Annotated in this window: 21 protein-coding genes, 3 tRNA genes, 1 pseudogene and 1 riboswitch; of the genes and pseudogenes, 5 read left to right on the top strand and 20 right to left on the bottom strand. The window is 44.4% G+C overall.

What is annotated here, in order from left to right; all coding sequences use genetic code 11:
• Positions 1–11: 11 nt before the first annotated feature.
• The 3 genes from skT53_RS15730 to ytxC all read right to left on the bottom strand — a co-directional run bounded on the left by skT53_RS15730 (position 12) and on the right by ytxC (position 4,853).
• Positions 12–1,358, bottom strand: coding sequence for a TrkH family potassium uptake protein (locus skT53_RS15730; protein WP_200758750.1), 1,347 nt, complete (start codon positions 1,356–1,358; stop codon positions 12–14).
• Between the two features lie 271 nt (positions 1,359–1,629).
• On the bottom strand, positions 1,630–3,573 hold the full coding sequence (gene thrS / locus skT53_RS15725) for a threonine--tRNA ligase (protein ID WP_200758749.1): 1,944 nt from the start codon (positions 3,571–3,573) through the stop codon (positions 1,630–1,632).
• Positions 3,574–3,950: 377 nt separating this feature from the next.
• Positions 3,951–4,853 carry a putative sporulation protein YtxC gene (ytxC, locus tag skT53_RS15720; protein WP_200758748.1) on the bottom strand — a complete coding sequence of 301 codons (903 nt, stop codon included), beginning with the start codon at positions 4,851–4,853 and terminating at the stop codon, positions 3,951–3,953.
• A 170-nt stretch (positions 4,854–5,023) separates the two neighbouring features.
• On the opposite strand from ytxC, the gene skT53_RS15715 reads away from it, so the two are divergent.
• Entirely contained in the window at positions 5,024–5,248 is a 225-nt protein-coding gene (locus skT53_RS15715) for a spore germination protein (protein WP_200758747.1), read from the top strand.
• A gap of 168 nt (positions 5,249–5,416) precedes the next feature.
• Here the strand turns inward: skT53_RS15715 and skT53_RS15710 are convergent, their stop codons facing one another.
• The 6 genes from skT53_RS15710 to skT53_RS15685 form a co-directional block, all read right to left on the bottom strand.
• Positions 5,417–6,034, bottom strand: a complete 618-nt coding sequence (locus skT53_RS15710) for a cyclase family protein (RefSeq protein ID WP_200758746.1) — start codon at positions 6,032–6,034, stop codon at positions 5,417–5,419.
• A 40-nt stretch (positions 6,035–6,074) separates the two neighbouring features.
• Positions 6,075–7,412, bottom strand: a complete 1,338-nt coding sequence (locus skT53_RS15705; protein ID WP_200758745.1) for a glucose-6-phosphate isomerase — start codon at positions 7,410–7,412, stop codon at positions 6,075–6,077.
• A gap of 56 nt (positions 7,413–7,468) precedes the next feature.
• Positions 7,469–8,362, bottom strand: a complete 894-nt coding sequence (gnd, locus tag skT53_RS15700; RefSeq protein WP_200758744.1) for a phosphogluconate dehydrogenase (NAD(+)-dependent, decarboxylating) — start codon at positions 8,360–8,362, stop codon at positions 7,469–7,471.
• Positions 8,363–8,719: 357 nt separating this feature from the next.
• Positions 8,720–9,181 carry a hypothetical protein gene (locus skT53_RS15695; protein WP_200758743.1) on the bottom strand — a complete coding sequence of 154 codons (462 nt, stop codon included), beginning with the start codon at positions 9,179–9,181 and terminating at the stop codon, positions 8,720–8,722.
• A 200-nt stretch (positions 9,182–9,381) separates the two neighbouring features.
• Positions 9,382–10,869: a glucose-6-phosphate dehydrogenase gene (gene zwf / locus skT53_RS15690; protein ID WP_200758742.1), complete on the bottom strand. Its 1,488-nt coding sequence runs from the start codon at positions 10,867–10,869 to the stop codon at positions 9,382–9,384.
• Positions 10,870–11,192: 323 nt separating this feature from the next.
• Positions 11,193–11,555: a transcriptional activator HxlR gene (locus skT53_RS15685; RefSeq protein WP_200758741.1), complete on the bottom strand. Its 363-nt coding sequence runs from the start codon at positions 11,553–11,555 to the stop codon at positions 11,193–11,195.
• A gap of 310 nt (positions 11,556–11,865) precedes the next feature.
• On the opposite strand from skT53_RS15685, the gene hxlA reads away from it, so the two are divergent.
• Positions 11,866–12,498 (top strand): 3-hexulose-6-phosphate synthase, encoded by a 633-nt coding sequence (hxlA, locus tag skT53_RS15680; RefSeq protein ID WP_200758740.1) that lies wholly within the window; start codon positions 11,866–11,868, stop codon positions 12,496–12,498.
• A gap of 9 nt (positions 12,499–12,507) precedes the next feature.
• Entirely contained in the window at positions 12,508–13,065 is a 558-nt protein-coding gene (gene hxlB / locus skT53_RS15675; protein WP_200758739.1) for a 6-phospho-3-hexuloisomerase, read from the top strand.
• Between the two features lie 208 nt (positions 13,066–13,273).
• On the opposite strand, the gene skT53_RS15670 is transcribed toward hxlB, so the two are convergent.
• The 3 genes and pseudogenes from skT53_RS15670 to skT53_RS15655 all read right to left on the bottom strand — a co-directional run bounded on the left by skT53_RS15670 (position 13,274) and on the right by skT53_RS15655 (position 14,414).
• The gene (locus skT53_RS15670; protein ID WP_200758738.1) at positions 13,274–13,513 is read right to left on the bottom strand and encodes a hypothetical protein; all 240 of its coding nucleotides are present in this window, start codon (positions 13,511–13,513) and stop codon (positions 13,274–13,276) included.
• Positions 13,514–13,556: 43 nt separating this feature from the next.
• Positions 13,557–13,982 (bottom strand): annotated as a pseudogene (locus skT53_RS15660) (SCO family protein).
• Positions 13,983–14,015: 33 nt separating this feature from the next.
• Entirely contained in the window at positions 14,016–14,414 is a 399-nt protein-coding gene (locus tag skT53_RS15655; RefSeq protein ID WP_200758735.1) for a FixH family protein, read from the bottom strand.
• A gap of 340 nt (positions 14,415–14,754) precedes the next feature.
• On the opposite strand from skT53_RS15655, the gene skT53_RS15650 reads away from it, so the two are divergent.
• Positions 14,755–15,192: a sensor histidine kinase gene (locus skT53_RS15650; protein WP_200758734.1), complete on the top strand. Its 438-nt coding sequence runs from the start codon at positions 14,755–14,757 to the stop codon at positions 15,190–15,192.
• Positions 15,193–15,423: 231 nt separating this feature from the next.
• Here skT53_RS15650 and bluB read toward each other — a convergent pair whose 3' ends face one another.
• Together bluB and skT53_RS15640 are read right to left on the bottom strand one after the other, a co-directional pair.
• Positions 15,424–16,083 (bottom strand): 5,6-dimethylbenzimidazole synthase, encoded by a 660-nt coding sequence (gene bluB, locus skT53_RS15645; protein WP_404828888.1) that lies wholly within the window; start codon positions 16,081–16,083, stop codon positions 15,424–15,426.
• 78 nt (positions 16,084–16,161) lie between these two features.
• Positions 16,162–16,337, bottom strand: a riboswitch (cobalamin riboswitch).
• Between the two features lie 146 nt (positions 16,338–16,483).
• Positions 16,484–16,960, bottom strand: a complete 477-nt coding sequence (locus skT53_RS15640) for a polysaccharide deacetylase family protein (RefSeq protein ID WP_200758732.1) — start codon at positions 16,958–16,960, stop codon at positions 16,484–16,486.
• A 578-nt stretch (positions 16,961–17,538) separates the two neighbouring features.
• Here skT53_RS15640 and skT53_RS15635 point away from each other — a divergent pair.
• Positions 17,539–17,952 (top strand): Hsp20/alpha crystallin family protein, encoded by a 414-nt coding sequence (locus skT53_RS15635; protein WP_226375249.1) that lies wholly within the window; start codon positions 17,539–17,541, stop codon positions 17,950–17,952.
• A gap of 221 nt (positions 17,953–18,173) precedes the next feature.
• On the opposite strand, the gene skT53_RS15630 is transcribed toward skT53_RS15635, so the two are convergent.
• The 6 genes from skT53_RS15630 to skT53_RS15605 form a co-directional block, all read right to left on the bottom strand.
• A tRNA-Leu gene (locus skT53_RS15630) sits at positions 18,174–18,260 on the bottom strand.
• Positions 18,261–18,300: 40 nt separating this feature from the next.
• A tRNA-Cys gene (locus tag skT53_RS15625) sits at positions 18,301–18,375 on the bottom strand.
• Between the two features lie 43 nt (positions 18,376–18,418).
• Positions 18,419–18,494, bottom strand: a tRNA-Ala gene (locus tag skT53_RS15620).
• 125 nt (positions 18,495–18,619) lie between these two features.
• Positions 18,620–19,027, bottom strand: coding sequence for an adenosylmethionine decarboxylase (gene speD, locus skT53_RS15615; protein WP_200758731.1), 408 nt, complete (start codon positions 19,025–19,027; stop codon positions 18,620–18,622).
• Between the two features lie 24 nt (positions 19,028–19,051).
• On the bottom strand, positions 19,052–19,816 hold the full coding sequence (locus tag skT53_RS15610; RefSeq protein ID WP_200758730.1) for an enoyl-CoA hydratase/isomerase family protein: 765 nt from the start codon (positions 19,814–19,816) through the stop codon (positions 19,052–19,054).
• 24 nt (positions 19,817–19,840) lie between these two features.
• Entirely contained in the window at positions 19,841–20,530 is a 690-nt protein-coding gene (locus tag skT53_RS15605; protein WP_200758729.1) for a TerC family protein, read from the bottom strand.
• Positions 20,531–20,605 lie beyond the last annotated feature (75 nt).

The raw sequence follows: 20,605 nt of genomic DNA, 5'->3' as shown, positions 1-20,605 counted from the left end.
TCCTTGCCTCCTCATCCGACAAAAAGCTTTTCTTCCGGGTATTTAATCAACGCCTTATCTTGTCCGCGTGCCGTCAAAGCAAGCGTCAATGTTAAAGGCCCGACCCGTCCAATATACATCATCACAGTTATCAGCAATTTTCCAAACGGTGACAGTTCAGGCGTCAAATTGGTTGACAGCCCCACCGTACCAAAAGCAGATGTCGCTTCAAATAAAAGCCGGATAAATGCAATATGATGTTCTGAGATAGTGAGTGCAAAAGTGACCGCTATCAATAAAATCGCACTTATAACTGTAATGATAAACGATTTATAAATGGTTTTCGGATCAATTCGTTTATGGAAGACAACGGTACTGTCCTTGCCTGTGATGACCGACCAGACGTACAGCAGAATCACGATCGTTGTAACCGTTTTAATCCCGCCCGCCGTCGACCCCGGGGACCCACCGATAAACATCAGGAGAATCGTCCATAAAAGAGAAGAGTCGGACAGGGATCCGTAGTCGATCGTCGCATAACCTGCCGTTCGTGCGGTTGTTGAAGCAAACAGGGAAGCAAGCAGTTTGTCCCCCCACCCCAAGGTTCCCAGCGTCTTCGGGTTGTTCATCTCCAACAACAGATACCCAATGGCGCCGAATACCAACAACCCCGCCGTTGTAAGCAGCACCAGTTTGCTGTGTACGGATAACCGCTCCCCCTTGGGAACTCTCCATAAATCAACCATTACGGTAAACCCCAAACCGCCCAGTATTATCAATACCATAATGACAATGTTCACAATCGGATCGTTCACATATCCGGTCAAGCTCCTAAAGTCCCCGAACAGATCAAAGCCGGCATTGCAAAAGGAAGAAATTGCGTGAAACACACCATAGTAGATAGCACGTACAGTTGGCATATCATACGAGAAACGAAACGCCAGAATGGCAGCACACACCAATTCAATTCCCATTGTGATCAATACGATATTGCGTACCAATCGGATGACGCCTTCCAACGAGTTGACATTGAGTGCTTCCTGGATCACCAACCGTTCCCGCAAGCCAATTCGCCTGCCTGTGAAGATAATGATAAACGTGGCCACGGTCATGAAACCTAATCCGCCTATCTGAATCAGCGAAAGAATCACAATTTGACCGAAGAGGCTGAATTGCGTCAAAGTATCCACTACCACCAACCCGGTCACACAGGCGGCCGATGTAGCTGTAAACAGCGCATTCATAAAATTGAGACCTTGTCCTGTTTTCGAGGCAATCGGCAAGCTGAGCAGGAACGCTCCCAAAAAAATCAAGGATGCAAATCCAACTGTCAGTATCCGGGCGGGAGTCATCCACCTTGCCATTAGACGTTGCGCCATCTGGTTCTCCTCTCTTTTCAAAAATCCTTTTCCATAGGATATCCAACAAACAAGTATCCATCATTAATCTGTTTAAACAGGATAATCTTACCAAACTAATGGAAGCAGCGAAACTTTATAAAAAAGGCTTCTACCGAAGCATATTCAAGAAGAAGCGGCGTCTAATAGAGGAAGCCTTTTTCGACAGCCGAAAGTATAAAAATAGTGATGGAATATCACATTTTTATACTTTCCAAGCTGTTAAAGACGCCCCCCGTTACGGGGGACATCCTCATTGCCGTTCTTCGATCTCTTTTACCATTCGGTTGGCCAATTCCTCCAAATTATGCGATCCTTGATCGCCTGCCCCGCGCTTTCGCACGGAAACCGTTCCGTTTTCCGCTTCCTGTGCCCCCACGACAAGCATGTAGGGAACTTTTTGCATTTGGGCTTCCCGGATTTTATAACCGATTTTCTCATTCCGATTATCCAGTTCAACCCGAATCCGTTTGCTGTGCAAGTAATCGAACACCCGTTGACCGTATTCCTCAAATTGCGGTGAAATCGTCAGTACTTTTGCTTGAACAGGCGCCAACCAAAGCGGGAACGCCCCTTCATACACCTCGATCAAATAGGCGGTCATGCGCTCCATCGTACTGAGGATTCCCCGGTGAATTACGACTGGACGGTGCGCTTTGCCATCTTCACCGACATACTCCAATTCAAACCGTTCCGGCAGAAGAAAATCAAGCTGCGCAGTCGACAAAGTTTCTTCCTTGCCGATGGCCGTTTTCACCTGAACGTCCAGTTTCGGTCCATAAAAGGCTGCCTCCCCTTCCGCTTCTACATAGGGCAGGCCCATTTCGTCCATCGCTTCTTTCAGCATCGATTGGGCTTTCTCCCACATTTCATCGTTTTGGAAGTATTTCTCTGTATTTTTCGGATCCCGATAGGAAAGCCGGAACCAGTAATCTTTGATTTTAAAATCACGGTATACGCGTTGGATCAGTTCGACTACTTTCTTAAACTCCGACTTGATCTGATCGGGTCGGCAGAAAATATGCGCGTCATTTAATGTCATGGCGCGGACCCGCTGTAATCCGGACAGCGTCCCTGACATTTCGTAACGGTGCATCGTACCCAGTTCCGCAATGCGTAGCGGAAGATCACGGTAGCTGTGCAGCTCATTTTTATAAACCATCATATGGTGCGGGCAATTCATCGGACGCAATACGAGTTGCTCGTTATCCATTTCCATGGGCGGATACATATCCTCATGGTAATGATCCCAGTGTCCGGAAATTTTATATAATTCCACATTCGCCATATGCGGTGTGTATACATGTTCATAACCAAGGCTTTCTTCCAGGTCAACGATATAGCGCTCGATGGTGCGGCGGATGCGTGCTCCGTAAGGAAGCCACAGCGGCAGCCCTTGTCCGACTTCTTTTGTCAACGTAAACAGTTTCAATTCCTTGCCGATCCGTCGATGGTCACGCCGTTTCGCTTCTTCCAGCCGCTGCAGATGCTCGTCCAGTTGCGATTGCTTTGGCCATGCGGTCGCATAAATACGCGTCAGCATTTCATTTTCCGCTTTGCCCCGCCAATAAGCACCGGCAATCGAAAGCAGCTTGAACGATTTGATTTTTCCGGTAGAAGGCACATGGGGACCGGTGCAAAGGTCGGTAAATTCTCCTTGGTGATACACGGACAACACCGTATCCTCCGGCAGATCGTTAATAATTTCCACCTTAAAGCGGTCGTTCCGTTCGCTGAACATTTTTAACGCTTCTTCGCGAGAGACTTCTTCCCTGACGATCGGCAAATCTTCTTTGATAATTTTTTGCATCTCCTGTTCAATTAACGGCAGATCATCAGGGGAAAATGAATGATCGGCAAAATCATAGTAAAAACCGTCTTCAATGACGGGGCCGATGGCAAACTTCACTCCCGGCCACAAACGGGCAACCGCCTGTGCCATCAAATGGGCGTTTGAGTGCCGCAAGGTTTCAAGACCTTCCGGATCGTCATATGTGAACAGTTCCACTTTCGCATTTTCAATGACAGGCGTGTTTAGATCGACCAACTTGCCGTTCAACTTCCCTACAAGCGCGTTTTTCTTCAGATTTTGTGACAAGGAGCCTGCAATTTCCAGTAGGGTTGTCCCTCTCGGGTAGATTTTAACGGTACCGTCTTTTAGTTCGACTTGAATTTCTTTCTCTGCATCGACAGTCATTTGCTATACCCTCCTATCGTTTTTTGCGTGCAGGTCAGGAAATTAAAAACGCCTTCGTCAAACAGACATTAGAAGCCTGCAAGGACGAAAGCGTACTGCTTACGTGGTTCCACCTTGTTTCAATTCAACCGCGCAAATAAACCAAGATCGGTTAAATTCTTATTAACCCCTGTAACGTGGGGGATCCGTCCCGAAATACTGTCCACCTACAAGGCAGAGTGTTCCTTCGGGAAGCTATAAGGTGGTTTTTCATCCGCCGTTACTGAAGAGTGCTTGCAGCCACGGCACCCTCTCTCTGCCAGTTGTACAGATGAAACGTCCTTAATTGCGCTTTTGTGCTTTCGCTTTTCAATACTTCATTCAAGATCATAATTTGTTTATGTTAAATAGTCAAGTGGCGGCTGTTCCTGCAGATTCGGCACTTCAAACACAGGCTGGCAAATGGAACATCCTTTGCAGTACAATACACGGTCCCGAAATACCTGTTTGACCATATCGGAAAAAATTTCGAAGTGAGAAAACTCGATCGGCATATGAATTTTGACATGGGACGGCGCCAACGTAATCAGAGTCGAAATCAGCATGTTTTCCTGCTGTAAATCATCGTCTGGCTGACCTTCCGAAAAACGCTGCAGGTCTTCATCCGTGATCGGCATTCCGTCATAATCAACCAACTGTATGGCTTCTTCTGTCAAAACCAGATGAACTAAAGGAGACCGGGATTTTTGCATTTGTAAAAAATGGCGCAGCAGTTTGACAAATTCCTGATACTCCCGATCCATCAGGTCTCTGTCAATCGCGTATTCCATTGCTTTTTGAAGATCGGTGATAAATTCGTTCAGTCGGAAACGTATCAGTCCTTCTATATGCAGTACCGCGTGTTCCTGCAAATAAATGGTCAGTTCCTGTTCCAATTCCGCCCTGCGAAACAATCGCGAACTCGGCCGACGATACGATTGCAGAAATTGGACTGCCGTTTTCGTCAGATAGACGAGCTCATCAACATCATAATAGCTATATGTTGTCTGAATTCGCTTACGGAACCAATCGGACGCCCATTGGTCGGTTAAAAAATCGGCCATGCATTTGGCAACTGTCTGCCGGACTTTCAAGTGATCCTGAGCGTTTTTTGATTCGATCGTATAGTACCACTGGGTTCCCTTTTCACATCTTCCTGTAGAAGCCTCGATCGAGTATTGATGCAGTTCTTGCAGACCTATATCCAAACAGCGGGCCAACGAGTCAAACATCTTCTCGGTGCCGATTGCAATTACGTTCAATAACGTCACCCTTTCATCGGTACAACTTACCTCTGCAAAAAGTGTTATACAGTATATGTCAGCAGCCATTAGGATATACGATAAACGGAGAAACATGCAGCAGACAGGAACTCTTGGTTTAACCGCGACATATTTTATACCACTGGACGCTGATGAAGGAGGGGTGACAGATGCCATCATTTATCGCAGGCCCCATTAAAATCACATCTGTTTCAGCAGGTGCCACCGTCTTATTTGGCGATACAGCGTTTGTTGCTCCAAAGAACGCCTCCAAATCGTATTCCGGAGGCGGCGGCGGAGTGACGGGGGACTTGTCAGCCACCTATTCATTGCTCAGCAACACCAATACAATCGATCCGGATTTGGTTGATACGAATAACAATACAGGCACATAACTGTTTTCTGGCGGCGGATTTTTGGGTAAATTGGCCTTAGTCTACAAAAAAACCCTTAAGACCACTGTCTTAAAGGGATTTTTTCTGACTATAAAGACTCTACAGGATGATTCTCAATTTGAACGAAAGGCAACGAAATTCTTTCTTCGGAATCAACCAACGCGCCTGTTAGATTAGACCTTCAAACAACAATACTCTTGTCGGCGAAGCGTCCGTCCCCATCAATTTCAGAGGCGCGGCAACCATAAAATACTCCCCTTGCTCCACTTCTTTTAAACGAAGGCCTTCAATTATCACCACTTCATTTTCGAACAATATTTTATGAGTGGGATGTCCCGTTTGACTTCTTTCAATACCCAGCGCATCGATTCCGATTCCTCGAACTCCCAACTGAGAAAGATATTCGGCCCCATCCTGCGCAAGAAAAATAAAATCATAAGTAAATGTATCTTCAAACGAATTTTTCGTTTTAAATAAAACAAAATCCCGCTTCTCGATCTCAAAACGCTCCAAATCAGCCTTAGTGATGCGGTCTTCCACCCCTGTTAAATCTAACACTTTGCAAGTACCCACCAAATTATCCAACGAAATGGTTTCGAATGTGACTCCGTCTGTCACCATATGAAGCGGCGCGTCAATATGCGTTCCCGTGTGTACATCTAACTCAATACGAGATTCAGTTACATATCCGTTTCTGACTCGAATGAATTTCGGCTGCTTTTCCGGCTTGTTTTTATATACGGTCATTCCTTCAAAAATGGCCCCTGTTACATCATACATTTTCATTTATGCTCACCCCCATTCAATCATTACTCGTTGGCACGACTCACTCCGATAAACGTTTCTCTAATTTCTTCTTCTCTTCTTCAAATCCCGGTTTGCCAAGCAAGGCAAACATGTTCTTCTTATAAGCCTCGACCCCCGGTTGATCAAATGGGTTTACACCCATCAAATGCCCGCTGATCCCGCAAGCCTTCTCGAAAAAGTAAACCAGTTCACCAAACGTATATTCATTTATTTCATCGAGTTCCACAACCAGGTTAGGTACACCTCCGTCTACATGAGCCAATATTGTACCTTGGAACGCTTTATTGTTGACTTCATTCATGGTTTTCCCTGCTAAAAAATTCAGCCCATCAATATTATCCGGATCATTTTGAATTGTAACTTCAATTTTGGGTTTCTTAACATGTAGAACAGTTTCTATGAGATCTCTGCGACCTTCCTGCACGTATTGACCCATGGAATGAAGATCTGTTGTAAAATCAACAGATGCCGGATAAAGCCCTTTCTGATCCTTCCCTTCACTTTCACCAAACAATTGTTTCCACCATTCGGAAACATAATGAAGGGAAGGTTCATAATTAACAAGCAGTTCAATCGTTTTTCCTTTGCGGTAGAGTACATTTCGTACAGCCGCATATTGATAGCTGTCATTGCTTAAAAGATCGGGATTGTTGTATTTGCGGCAAGCGTCTGCGGCACCTTGCACCATGCGATCAATATTGATTCCAGATACAGCAATTGGCAGAAGACCAACGGCCGTCAAAATCGAGTACCTTCCCCCCACATCATCGGGGATCACAAAGGTTTCATACCCTTCTTCATCCGCAAGCTTTTTTAGCGCACCTTTTGCTTGATCCGTGGTAGCGTAGATACGTTTTCTAGCTTCCTCTTTCCCAAATTTCCTTTCCATCAAATCACGGAATATACGGAAGGCAATAGCTGGTTCCGTAGTGGTCCCCGATTTAGAAACCACGTTAACTGAGATGTCCTTACCCTCTAACAGTTCGAGGAGATGGGAGATATAGGTAGAGCTGATATTTTGTCCTGCAAAATAAATCTGTGTAGTATTGGCCAATTGGTTATGAAAGGTGTGGGACAACGCTTCAATAGCCGCCCTTGCTCCTAAATATGACCCGCCTATACCGATAACAACAAGAGCATCTGAATTCTTTCGAATCCTCTCGGCCGCTTGCTTAATTCGCAAAAACTCATCTTTATCATAGGTGAGCGGTAGATCAACCCAACCCAGATAATCGGATCCTGGCCCCTTCTTTTCATGAAGAAAGCTATGTGCCACTTTCACCGATTCACTCAGATTTTCTACTTCACTCTTCTTCATGAATGATAAAGCGTTGGCAAAATTAAAAGAAATGGTCACGCAAATTCCTCCCTGCGCTCAATCTTTCGTGATTCATTCGTGTAATCTTTTTGGCATTACTTTTTTTCTACTGCATGTCCGCCAAATTCGTTGCGTAGAGCTGCTACCACTTTCCCTGTGAAGGTGTCGTTTTCTAAGGAACGATAACGCATCAATAAGGACATGGCAATCACAGGAGTAGCCGTTTGCAAATCCAAGGCAGTCTCAACCGTCCATTTGCCTTCACCGGAAGAATGCATTATCCCTTTGATTTCATCCAATTTCGCATCTTTAGAAAACGCACGCTCGGTCAGGTCCATGAGCCATGACCGAATCACCGAACCGTTATTCCACACTCTTGCTACTTTTTCATAGTCATAATCAAACTCGCTTTTTTCTAGCACTTCAAATCCTTCGCCAATGGCGGCCATCATACCGTATTCGATCCCGTTATGAACCATTTTTAAGAAGTGTCCACTCCCTGCCTTTCCCGCATATAAATACCCGTTTTCTACAGATGTGTCGCGGAAAATTGGCTCCACAATACTCCAAGCTTCGATGTCTCCCCCAATCATGTAACAAGCGCCGTTTCGGGCACCTTCCACCCCGCCAGAGGTTCCTACATCCATAAAGCTCACTCCAACTTCCTGTAGTTGGTTGTAACGACGAATGGATTCCTTATAGTGTGAATTCCCAGCTTCAATCACAATATCTCCTTTGGTCAAAAAAGGAGTAATCTCATGGATAACTGAATCAACGACCGAGTGCGGAACCATAATCCAAAGGATTCTTGGCGTTTGCAAAGATTCAACGAGTTCTTGCAAGCTTGATGTTCCTGTAGCCCCGTATCTTCTCATCTCTTCAACTGCATCTGTATTCAGATCAAACGCCACAACATCGTGTTGGTTATCGATTAAGTTCCGTCCCAAGTTCAAACCCATTTTTCCTAAACCAATTAATCCGACTTTCATAGTATTGCCTCCTTGTATATTAAGAGCAGCCACCGATTTGGTTTACATAACCATGACGTAGTTGCTCTTTTAAATTGTTCTTTGAAAATTAAATAGAGTAATTTTGATCATGCTGGATGTAGCCCAAGCGAAGCGCGGGAGCATTTTCCTAGCGATCGCTTTAGCAATTGAATGCAGTTAGAGATGTTTAGGACCTTGGGTGTCTTTGGGAAAATAGCCGCAGGTGTCTACCAAGGGAATGTTCCGTTACCTCCCGCAGAGGGAGGCATGTGCACCGATGGCCCCCGGTGTATTCCAATAGCTCGCAAGGCCGTCGTTCATGGGTTTCCCAGGGACATCCCAAGGTCGTAGGCATCTTCATTCCAACCGAAGGAGGTGATTGCCATGCCCTCTCCCCTGTTTGTCGGAATTGATGTAGGCAACCAAGCCAATTCGGTTTGCTGTTTGACCCGGGACGATGAGAAACGACCTGTTAGCCGTTTCACCGTCACCAACAATCGCCCTGGAATCCTGGAGTTTCAGGATCGCATCACCAAGCTGGTGCAGAAACACCACGCGCAAGAAGTTCTCTTCGGCCTTGAGCACACGGGCTGTTTTTCGACCCATGCCGCCATGTACATCCAACGTCACTTTGATTTCGGCGTCCGCCGTAAGAACGTGTACCTCTTCAATCCCAGTCTTATCGTCGACTTCCTTGTGAAGCACGGCAAGAACCGGTTCGACGATCCTGAGGCGGTCGCCCGTTCCTTGCAAAAGGCTGCGCGCTCTTCGTATCGATTGCCGCAAACGCTGGATTCCATTCCCGGCAATCGCTCCCATCTTTGCTTCCGGAATAGTGGCCGAATGGCAATAACTGGAATTCAAGGCAGGGTGGGCTTAGTTTGGTGTTGCCTTCTTTCGCTGCACCTCCCCCAAAAGCATGGGTACGACAAATATTAGGTTAAGTTGGGGGCTTGACATCGCACCGCTGCTCTGAACGTGTTTTCGTAAAATAAATCAGTTAAAGCACGTTTCTGTTGTTATGTCAAAACCTTAACAGGGCCTTTATCTAACCACCACTGAAACCCATCCTCTTCCAATAATTGACGTGACGCTTCCGGACCATCCGATCCTGCCGGATATTGATGCAGAGGTAAGAGGTTTTCTTCAAATGCCTCTAAAACGGGCTGTACCCACTTCCAGGATAATTCAACTTCCTTCCAATGGGCGAAGAAAGTGGAGTCTCCCCGCACAGCATCAAATAGTAACAGTTCATAAGCTTCCGGCACATCTTTCGTATTAGATGTAAAATCGACAGTGACAGGCTCAATATGCCCACTTTTTAAAGGGTTTTTACGGTTTAATTGCAAAGATACACCTTCGTGCGGATTCACCTGGATAATCAAAAGATTTGGGACCGGACTTTCGTTTTGAGCGATATACAAATCCTTTACCGTATTTTTAAATTCAATGACAATACGCGTGGACTTTTCCCTCATCCTTTTCCCTGTACGGATATAAAAGGGAACGCCTTCCCAAGAAGGATCATCAATCCATAAACGGGCAGCAACAAATGTATCTGTCATTGAAGAAACATCAACGCCAGGCTCTTCCCTATATCCGATTACTGTATAGTCATTAATTTTCCCTGGGCCATACTGACCACGAACCACATGGTTACCTACATCGGCTTTTTGCAAAGGACGGAGAGATTCCATCACTTTTCTCTTTTCATGACGAATATCCTGGGCAGTGATTTGTTTTGGTAAATGCATGGCAGTCATCATCAACATTTGCAGCATATGATTTTGCACCATATCTCGAATCGCTCCTGCGTGGTCATAATAACTGGCTCTTTCTTCCACTCCAACCGTTTCACTAGCGGTTATTTGGACATTCGCAATGTGTTGGTTGTTCCACAAAGTCCGGAGAACAGGATTCGCAAATCCTAATGCTTCCAGGTTTTGTACCATTGGTTTACCAAGGTAATGGTCAATCCGATAAATTTCATTTTCCTCAAATGCTTGGCTTAGTTTATTATTTAAATCCTGAGCTGACTTCAAATCATGGCCAAACGGTTTTTCGATAATCAGACGTTTCCATCCCTTGGTTGCACCTAATCCGCTCTCCTTGATATTCAAAGCAATCACATCAAAGAACTCCGGTGCAACAGAGAGATAAAACATTCGATTTTCAGGGATACCGAATTCCTGTTCTCGCTCTTGTATTTTTTTCAACAAAGATTGGTACCCTTCTTTTTCTGTTACATCTAAGCGACAATAACGGAAGGTACGAAGAAAAGATTCCAACTTCGAATTGTCTTCCGGTTTGCGTCTGGAAAAGGTTTGTAAAGATTGTTCTATAAATGTTTTGAATTCAACATCTGTGAATTCTTTTCTCCCTATACCAACAACTGAGTATACAGGAGGTAATTTGTCATCGGAAAATAGATTGTATAGTGCTGGGAATATTTTTCTTTTTGCTAGGTCACCGGTTGCTCCAAATAACACAAAGGTCATAGATTCCATTTTTAACCCCTCCATTTATTCAAACATTTTTTCAAAAGCACAAAAATGTGAGAAATTGATCGGCTAACCTTAACACTTGTATGGATTGACTTCCTTTATCTTCTTTAATGCAATCCGCCAAATCTATGGTTAGCGTTGATGGGGATATTATTAGACATATTATAACAAGGAGCAAGTATGTACTTTTATGTTACATAGTATAAAAAAGTATACTATGAGGGACAAACGAAAAAAACAACGTGCTCTTCTTCTAAGGTTCCGCACGTTGTTTCTAAAATATGTGGCCAAGTATTACCGGTGCTTGTTTTAATTTCCATACATGTTTATATGGTCTTTATTCTTTTATCCTCGTCCTGCATGACTGTTGTCATATAGTTTTTACCCCATTCATACATCGAATCGAGAATCGGCATCAGGGTTTTCCCTTGTTCTGTCAATGAATATTCAACTTTAGGCGGAACAACGGGATAAACTTCGCGATGTACAATAAGGTCTTCTTCCAATTCCCGCAACTGGTTAATAAGCATTTTCTGTGTAATACCCGGAAGGAGGGCTTTCAATTCACTAAATCGCTTTGTGCCACTTTTTCCTAAATGCCACAAAATAATCATCTTCCACTTTCCGCCAATTACAGAAAGAGTCAATTCTTTTTCACAGTTAAATCTTTTATCATGAAAACGTCCCACTCGTTTCACCTCCATGTCTAATTAAAACCTATGGTATCTTTTTCACTATCTTACAAAACATCACCCCCTTCCAAACTCTTGTTCATATCCTTATTAGATTATAGATGAATCTTTCTTCTAAGTATACTTTTTGTTACTACCTTACAAAAAAGTTCGTACTTCTAATCTCGGGAGTTTGCATCTAAAATAACCGATGTGATAGACCAATACAAACAAAGAATTTTTTGGACAAGTTCATCATAATACTAAATGGACTCACCGAAAAAAGAACTACGTTTGTATAAAATAGTTAAAAAGGGGCGGAGAATTCGTGGAACTTCAATTAGCGTTAGACCTCGTTAACATTCCGGAAGGCATTGCACTGGTGAAAGAAGTTGAACCGTATATCGATATCGTAGAAATCGGTACCCCGGTTGTTATTAACGAAGGGCTTAAAGCCGTTAAAGAAATGAAGGCAGCATTTCCGAACTTGAAAGTACTCGCAGACCTGAAAGTAATGGATGCGGCTGGATATGAAGTAATGAAAGCGTCTGAGGCTGGCGCAGATATCATTACGATCCTTGGTGCGGCTGAAGACATGACCATCAAAGGGGCAGTGGAAGAAGCTAAAAAACAAGGCAAGAAAATCCTAGTTGACATGATCGCTGTTAAGAATTTGGAACAACGAGCTAAAGAAGTCGATGAGTTAGGTGTAGACTACATCTGTGTGCATACGGGCTACGACCTGCAAGCAGTTGGAAAAAATTCTTTTGAAGACCTCCAAACTATTAAACGTATTGTAAAAAATGCTAAAACTGCAATTGCAGGCGGCATTAAATTGGATACATTGCCAGAAGTTGTTAATGCACAACCCGATCTGGTGATTGTAGGCGGCGGTATAACCGCTCAACAAGATAGAAGAGCCGCAGCTGCTGAAATGCAAAAATTGATCAAACAAGGGTAAACGACAATTATGCAGACTACTCACTACTTTGCTGAAATCATAAAAGAGTTGAGTCGGGCAATTGACTTACTGGCAGATGACGAAGCTGAAAAACTGGCAGATGGGATTCTTCAAGCAAAGAAAATCTTTGTGGCTGGCGCAGGTCGCTCCGGGTTTATGGCCAAGTCCTTCGCGATGAGAATGATGCATATGGGCCTGGATTCGTATGTAATTGGAGAAACCATTACCCCAAACTTCGAAAAAGGTGACATTTTGATCATTGGATCGGGTTCAGGAGAAACGAAAAGTCTGGTTTCCATGGCTGAAAAAGCCAAAAGCTTAGGTGGAACTGTGGCGGCTGTAACGATTTTTCCTGAATCGACGATTGGCAAATTGGCGGATTTCACAATTAAATTGCCCGGTTCACCAAAAGATCAGGCGGATAGCGTGCACAAAACCATACAACCAATGGGTTCCTTGTTTGAACAAACCCTATTATTATTCTACGATGCTGTGATATTAAGGTTTATGGAGAAAAAGGGATTGGACTCCAACACCATGTTTGGCAGACATGCCAATCTTGAATAGAGTAAATAGTAAAAAACCAATGCAACCCTTCTCTGATGTTAAATTGGAGAAGGGTTGTCCTTTTGTCAAGCGGGCTTGCACCGGCAAGTTGTGCCTAGCTTGGTAAAAGTTAGTCCATGTGATTTATCGGACAATATCGGGACAACAAGCTCCTGGTTGCCGCAAATGGCGTGTCCAGTCAACGGGAAGGTAAGGAGCAATCCAAAAGTCAGAACCAGTTTGCTCCCCTTATTAACACGCTTTGTTGTCGCGGTAACAAAGTGAGAATCAACAGCCCTGCTACAATCACAGGACGCATCCAGCTGATGGTTCCCAGTAAAGTGCTTGAGAAAATCTGCATTCCTATTCCTGCGAGTTCAGATGAGTTGCCGCTCAGTTTTTGTGCCAACAAATAGATTTGCGTAGCATCCAAAACAAGAAAGAGGACAGCCCCACCCGTAAAGATCATCCGTTCCACTCTTACTTGTGACCCATTTGCAGTGGCAGCTGTTCTAAAAAACCTCTCCACATCCGCTCCAATCGACCTTCAGCTTGTTGCCGTAATTTTTCAGATTGGCCGGTGTATCCCGTGTTGGGTCAAACGTAATGGTGACAAATTCCGTTTTGTTTCCGAACAGGTGGCGTTTTTTCAACTGTTCCTAGATCGATACCATATTGATCGTGGTAGTCGGGCAAATATCCGGACAGTTCAGGTAGATAAACTCCACCAGTTTGACTTTTGGCGCGAGATCCTGAAACGATTGCCGCTGTCCGTTAATATTTTGCAACGTCCAGTTGGGCGCCGCGTTGACCACGGGCAGCCGCGTGAATCCCCACGCAATCCAATAAGCCAGGCCGCCTGCAAATGCGAGGCTAAGAATAACAATGATGAGGGTCAAAATTCGTTTGTTCGCAATTCGTGCATGGTTTCCCCGCATTAAAAAACGAACTCCTTTCCCCTGAAGATGGTCCTACTTTACAACGTCAATCTTCATGTCCTTCATAGAATGTTGGTCTCTTGCCGTGACGTGATACATCACATGGTAAGTACCTGCATCGGAAAACACATGTTTCACGTAATATTCGCCGGATGATCCTTTTGTTGCATCGAGCATTTGACTTTCTTCGCGATGTTCTTTCCAGATTTCAAATTTCACATCGGATGCGTCTGTAACCGCTTTTTCATCCTGTTTCACAAAAACGGACAATGTAACCGGTTGCCCGGCTTTTACGGGTGAAGCAGGTTGCGGTTGAAACGTGACTTGAATGGGAGTGGCTGACTTTGGCTGCTGATTCGTGCTGCAGCCGTTTGTTGCCAGCAGTGCAGATAAAACCAAAATGGCAATCAGTGAGCGTTGGAATGTTCTCATTTTAATTCCCCTTTGCTGTAAAAGTATGTAGTATCAATGTCTTCTTATAAGTTCCCCTGTTTCGATTTGATCGACCCTTTCAGGTTATCAAAATTTAATTGTGATTGAAAATGGCCTATCTGAGCTATATTTGTGATGCTTCTTTGTATGAGAATGTGAATAGGGAGGAAAAAGTATGTCATACAGATTGATTAAATATGGGAATTTGTCAGGCATGAATATTTATATCCTTATATCTCCATGGATACCGGGAACTGGTTATCCGCCCTTATCGTATTAGCAGTCACCCTGTTATTAACCATAAAGCTTTTTTTCGAAAATGGAATATATGCAGGAGGAATTGAATCGGGAGCGCGCGGATAAAACCAGATTGCTCGAAAGGGAGAGAATTGCGAGAGAACTGCAGGATGGTATCGCCCAATCTTTATTTTTGCTATCTGTAAAAATGCATCTACTTGAGCAGAGCGAACTCCCTCCTATCGGAGATCGTTATCAAGGGCTTCGAGATACTGTCCGGCGTGTGCATGACGACGTAAGGCAAGCTATAACCAATTTGCGTTTTCCGCCATCTTGTGATTCCTTGCCGTGGACCAAAACCGTAGAAGACATGATACAAGACCTTGAAAAAGAGACGGGTTTACCCGTATCCGTTAAACGGGATTTTGAAGAAGAACTTTTTTCATCAAGGGAAAAGGTAGAGGTTTCCTCATGTCTTCGTGAGGCTTTGATGAATGTTCGTAAACATGCTAACGCTCATCATGTATGCATTTTTTTCTAAGAGAAAAATCAGGTTGGTACCTGATAATCGAAGATGATGGACAAGGTTTTACAGGAGATCCTTTTAGTGATCCCTCTCGTTACGAACTTCGAATGATGAGGGAACGAGCCGAAGAAATGGGATGGAAGTTTAAAATTGAACGCTTTAATGGTCGAACTCGAATTGAAATTGGAAAGGAAAGTCACTCATGAAGCCCCCATTTCGCATATTGATTGCTGACGACCATATACCTCACAGTGAATTAGACATGTTATCCCATTTATCAAGATGGATTAGATTACTCAGATGTAATCTTTTTTCCCAATTTACTTTTTCTAAGATGGGTGCATCTGGATAGTTGTCAGTAAATCCTAAAGATAAAAGTGCCACGGGGTCAACATGCGGTGGAATATTAAGAATCTGGCGCACATCATGCTTTTTATAAAAACTTACCCACCCCATTGCAATACCTTCAGCATAAGCTGCCAACCACATATTTTGGATACAACATGCAACGGAAAGTATGTCCGTTTCAGGAATTGAATTACGTCCTAATACATGACCTCCTCCCCGGGTCGGATCACATGTTACACATATCGTAATAGGCGCCTCTTTAATACCCTCTACCTTTAAAGAAAGAAACTTTGCTTTTCGCTCATCCTCATAATGAATCGCCAGTGCTTCTACTTCTTTTTTACATATTTCAGATAGTTTCTCTTTTATTTGGTGTGATTCAACAATTATAAAATCCCAAGGTTGCATAAATCCGACCGAAGGGGCATGATGACCCGCCAGTAAAATTTTCTTTAATTTCTCCTTGGGTATAGGTTTGGAATTAAACTGCCTGATATCCCTTCGTTCAAATATTGCCTTAAAAACGCCTTCCTGCTGTTGCCCGTTTAACAATTCCATTCGCCCTCCTTCGATTGGTAGCACTCCATAAAAATAAAAAATCCTCAGCCTTAATAAGACTGAGAACGTGTCATTTCTCGTATGGACCACATTTTGGCAGGTCTTCTGACTCAAAGTTCATCATGCATGTTACGCCTTCCCGGTAAAACCAGTGGCTTTAATGTAAATGCACTCACTTTATACAGCGATGGACACATCGTGTGATTTACTTCCCTATTCTCCACTCTCGTGGCACCAAAATATTTATTTTTTTGTCAATATTATATTAATCTTTTTTGTAATGGATATCAAGGATCAAATAACAAAACCTATTATGGTTCGTTTTCTCCAATATGGGAGTAGGCGTATCTCTTAATCTCCTTGTACTGTTGAACCTTGCATCCACGCCCATATTACCATTTCATTTATAAGCCGGTATGTTTAGCAAATCTGAAACAGTGACTAACTTATACCCTTCTTCACGAAGAGTACGAATGACATAAGGCAATGCCTCAACTGTGTCCTCCAGGCTTTCCCCACGACCACCGGCACTGTGCAGCAACACGATTGATCCGGGCCCAGCGTGGGCCAATATATTGGCTGCTACTTGTGGAGCAGTGAGACCTGCCCAATCCAGACTATCAACGTTCCAAAAAATAATCTTATAATCAAGTGCCATGATTTCACGAATTACATCATGTTGGGCCAAGACATCCAGAATTCGAGGCGTCCAGACATCATCCGGTCCATCGTCAAAAGTCAGGGCTACTTCCTTACGAGGAGGACCATGTAAAATCACTTCAGTTGGAAACATGGAAGCCCAATCTATATGTTTAACATGTGGATGTCGTTCTTCGATTCGTTCGGGTCCATGTTTGAAAGGTGCTACCTGTCTCATCCAGTCCTCCCGTTGGACTTCATGAATGCCGGTGTATTGTATGGGTGTCGGATAGAACGTGTAAGTAGGTACTGGATAAACCGTTGGCACTGTCCGCGGATAAAAGAAAGATGGGTAGAACACACTTATCCCCCTAATAATATCGGTTTTTTATACCTTATGGTAAAAGGAATGTCCTTGGTTCTACAGAAATCGACGAAAGACATGGATGGAATTAAGGCGCAATCGTTTGCCGACATCCCAAAATTCTGCCAGATAAGTGCAAGAATTGTGTTTGGCGAACCGGAAAGGTTTATATGTTCCCGCTTTGTGTACAAAAGAAAAACTAAGAGACTTTCACCCTGCCTCCTAGTTTCTTTCCATTCAGCAAGTTGCTGGTATTATCTTTATCTACCGAAATTTAATTCCGTTGTAAACAAAAAAGTCTACTGGTGAACCTTGCAAAATTGTGGAAAAGCCCTTATGTCGTAATTCGATTTCTAGACTAAGCATAAAAATGTTGGGCTATATGGGTAATACACATAATTTGTTTTCTTAATGGGATTATAAAAACAGACAATTTGAGGAGGTTTGATTTGATGCCAATAGTACCTTATGACCCATTCAACATGATCAGAGGGCTGTTTGATGAAAATTGGTTTGATACTCGTTTTGCGAATATGGCAAGAGTTCGTGTTGATGTAAGAGAAAATCCGACTGAAGTAGTTGTAACAGCCGAAATCCCAGGACTTCAGAAGAAGGAAGATGTGAATATCACCGTACATGACAACCATCTTCACTTAAGCGGCAAAATCGAACGGAGTAGTGAAGAAAAAGGGGAGAACGTTCATCGAACGGAAAGATATTATGGTAAATTTTCCCGCACAATTGCATTGCCAAGCAATGTCGAAGAGACAGGAAGCAAAGCATCCTATAAGAATGGCATCTTAGAAGTCAGATTGCCAAAAGCACAGAAAGAAATTGGGAAACGAATCGACGTCGACTTTCACTGAATGGCCGTTTTATGTTTATCTATGCCCTCGGAACAGTCCGGGGGCTTTCAATTTAACGTGATTGTGGTGCAAAAGCAGTTGCATCGATATACTATTCCTGATGCCGGTGCTCGTCTAAAAAATATTCGTTTTAGCTCGTTAATACAACTTAAATATCCATACTCTTTACTTCAATAAAGAAGGGTTGCAGCCAATACGACTGCAAAATCGCATGGTCTAGTTGGTGCCGGAGACCGGACTCGAACCGGTACGGGTTATACACCCGAGGGATTTTAAGTCCCTTGTGTCTGCCATTCCACCACTCCGGCGAAGAACAGGACGTTCAAATGCCTACGTTGCGTTTTTACTTGGAGGCGCCACCCGGATTCGAACCGGGGCATAGAGGTTTTGCAGACCTCTGCCTTACCACTTGGCTATGGCGCCTTATTAAGGATAGCCCGTAACGGATATACCGGACGGGCCTGTGTGGTGGAGCGTAGGGGATTCGAACCCCTGACCTTCACACTGCCAGTGTGACGCGCTACCAACTGCGCTAACGCCCCATATTCCTTACACATTCGCTTTTATAGTCGCTGCCATTGCGATTCCATTGGTGCGACACCACGAAAACAAGCTTTATTATACCCGGCTTTCCACAAGACTGCAAGAGGAGAAACAAGCCAAAAATCTAGTCATTTGAGTGGACAACGGCGGGCAGAATTTCAACATGTTCTTGAAAAGCGCCCGTAAAACCTTCCCCGCGTTCAATCTGGATCCACTCTCGTCTGTGACAGCCCAAAGCGTCAGTAATGACGTCGCATGCCACTTTGGGATCAATCCGGTCACCGCAAGTATACACATCTACACTGGCATATCCGTGTTCCGGAAAACTGTGAATCGTCAAATGGGACTCCGAAATGATCACTACACCGCTGACTCCAAGCGGTGAAAATTTATGAAAAGTCACTTCCCGCACTTCTGCTCCTGCTTCCAGTGCTGCCTCCACCATGATCTGTTCCACCAACTTGATGTTATTCAGCTTTTTCGGATCGCATCCCCAAAGCTCCGCGATCACATGCCGTCCCATGGTTTCCATCCCAATCCCTCCCTGTATGGAATGTTATTTCCTCTTTTTCAAAAATCTGTCGATCGCCGCCTGATGAGGCTCCGAATTCCAGAGAGACGCACACAATCGGCTTTCCAGTTCCATTGAGGCAGCCAAGTCCAATTTTTCAGCGGTACGCATCATTTCCAAAATCCCCTGTACGGCATCAGGTGGATTGGCGGCCAACTCGCCGGCAAACTGCAACGCATCCGGCATAAATGTGAGAGACGAAACCACCCGATCCACAAGTCCCAATCCTTCTGCCTCCGCCGCCTCAAGTACTTGACCGCTCAGCAATAACCAGCGCGCCCGCTGCATGCCGACTGTTCTCGCAAGTAACGCGGCCCCGCCCCAACCGGGTGAGATTCCCAATTTAACCTGCACAAACCCAATTGAAGCTTTCGAGGATGCCACCCGAAAATGGCAGGCCATCGCCAATTCCGCGCCACCACCGCGAACCGCTCCGTTTAATCCAGCAACCACGGGTTTGTTGAATGTGGCGATCCGGTATAAAATCTGCCGCATGACCGACCATTTTTTGTAGACATCTTCGGCGCTGTGCAGGGTATCATGAAATTCCTTCAAATCTCCGCCCGCTACAAACGAACGATCTCCGGTGCCGGTAATCAAAACGGCACGCACACTGGCGTCATTCGCCGCACGTTCAAGCGCTTCCGGCAATTCCGCCATTACTTGCGAGTTGACTGCATTGCTGGCTTCCGGACGATTTATACGAATGACGGCAACCTGATTGCTTGTTTCATATACAATTTCTGACATCCCAAGAAACCCCTCTTCCGACTTTTAGATATTCTCCGCTTGCTTTTGTTTCACACCGTCCACCTGCCGCTTATTCAGCGCATAGGCCAGTAGCAGAACCAAAACGGCAGTTACGGCAGGCAGTATATAATGAATACCCGGTATTTCCTTCACCGCACGATACACCCAATGATCATCCAGAATCATTTGCCCCGCCGTGTAGGCAAGAATTCCTGCGCCAATATAAAGAATAAAGGGGAAACGGTCCATCATTTTCAAAATCAGCGTACTTCCCCATACGATCAGCGGAATACTGATCGCAATCCCGATCGCCAGCAGCAAAACGCTGCCTTCTGCAGCTGCCGCTACTGCCAACACATTGTCCAAACTCATAATCAGGTCGGCCATGATAACGGTACGCACGGCTCCCCATAAATTATCCCTCGCCTTGACTTCCTGCTCTTCCTCTTTACTGAGAAGCAGTTTAAACGCAATCCAGATTAAGAGCGCTCCCCCGATCACCATCAGGAACGGGATTTTCAAAATCTCCACAACTACAAATGTCAACAATATACGTAATATGACCGCCCCTAGCGTCCCATACCAAACCGCTTTCTTCCGCTGGTCCTCCTGCAGGTTTCGGCATGCGAGCGCGATCACAATGGCGTTATCTCCGCTAAGCACCAAATTTATGATAATAATTTTTAATAAACTTGCCAAAAAAACCAGTACCACATGACTCGCCTCCCTGCGAGTAGTATTTCACATGTTGGACAAATAGAAAAGACCTTATGTTTCCATTCGGAAATG

Origin of the sequence: Effusibacillus dendaii (assembly GCF_015097055.1) — a bacterium.
Classification (GTDB): domain Bacteria; phylum Bacillota; class Bacilli; order Tumebacillales; family Effusibacillaceae; genus Effusibacillus; species Effusibacillus dendaii.
The sequence above is the reverse complement of the archived record's forward strand: the minus strand, read 5'-3'. Positions and strand labels throughout refer to the sequence as shown.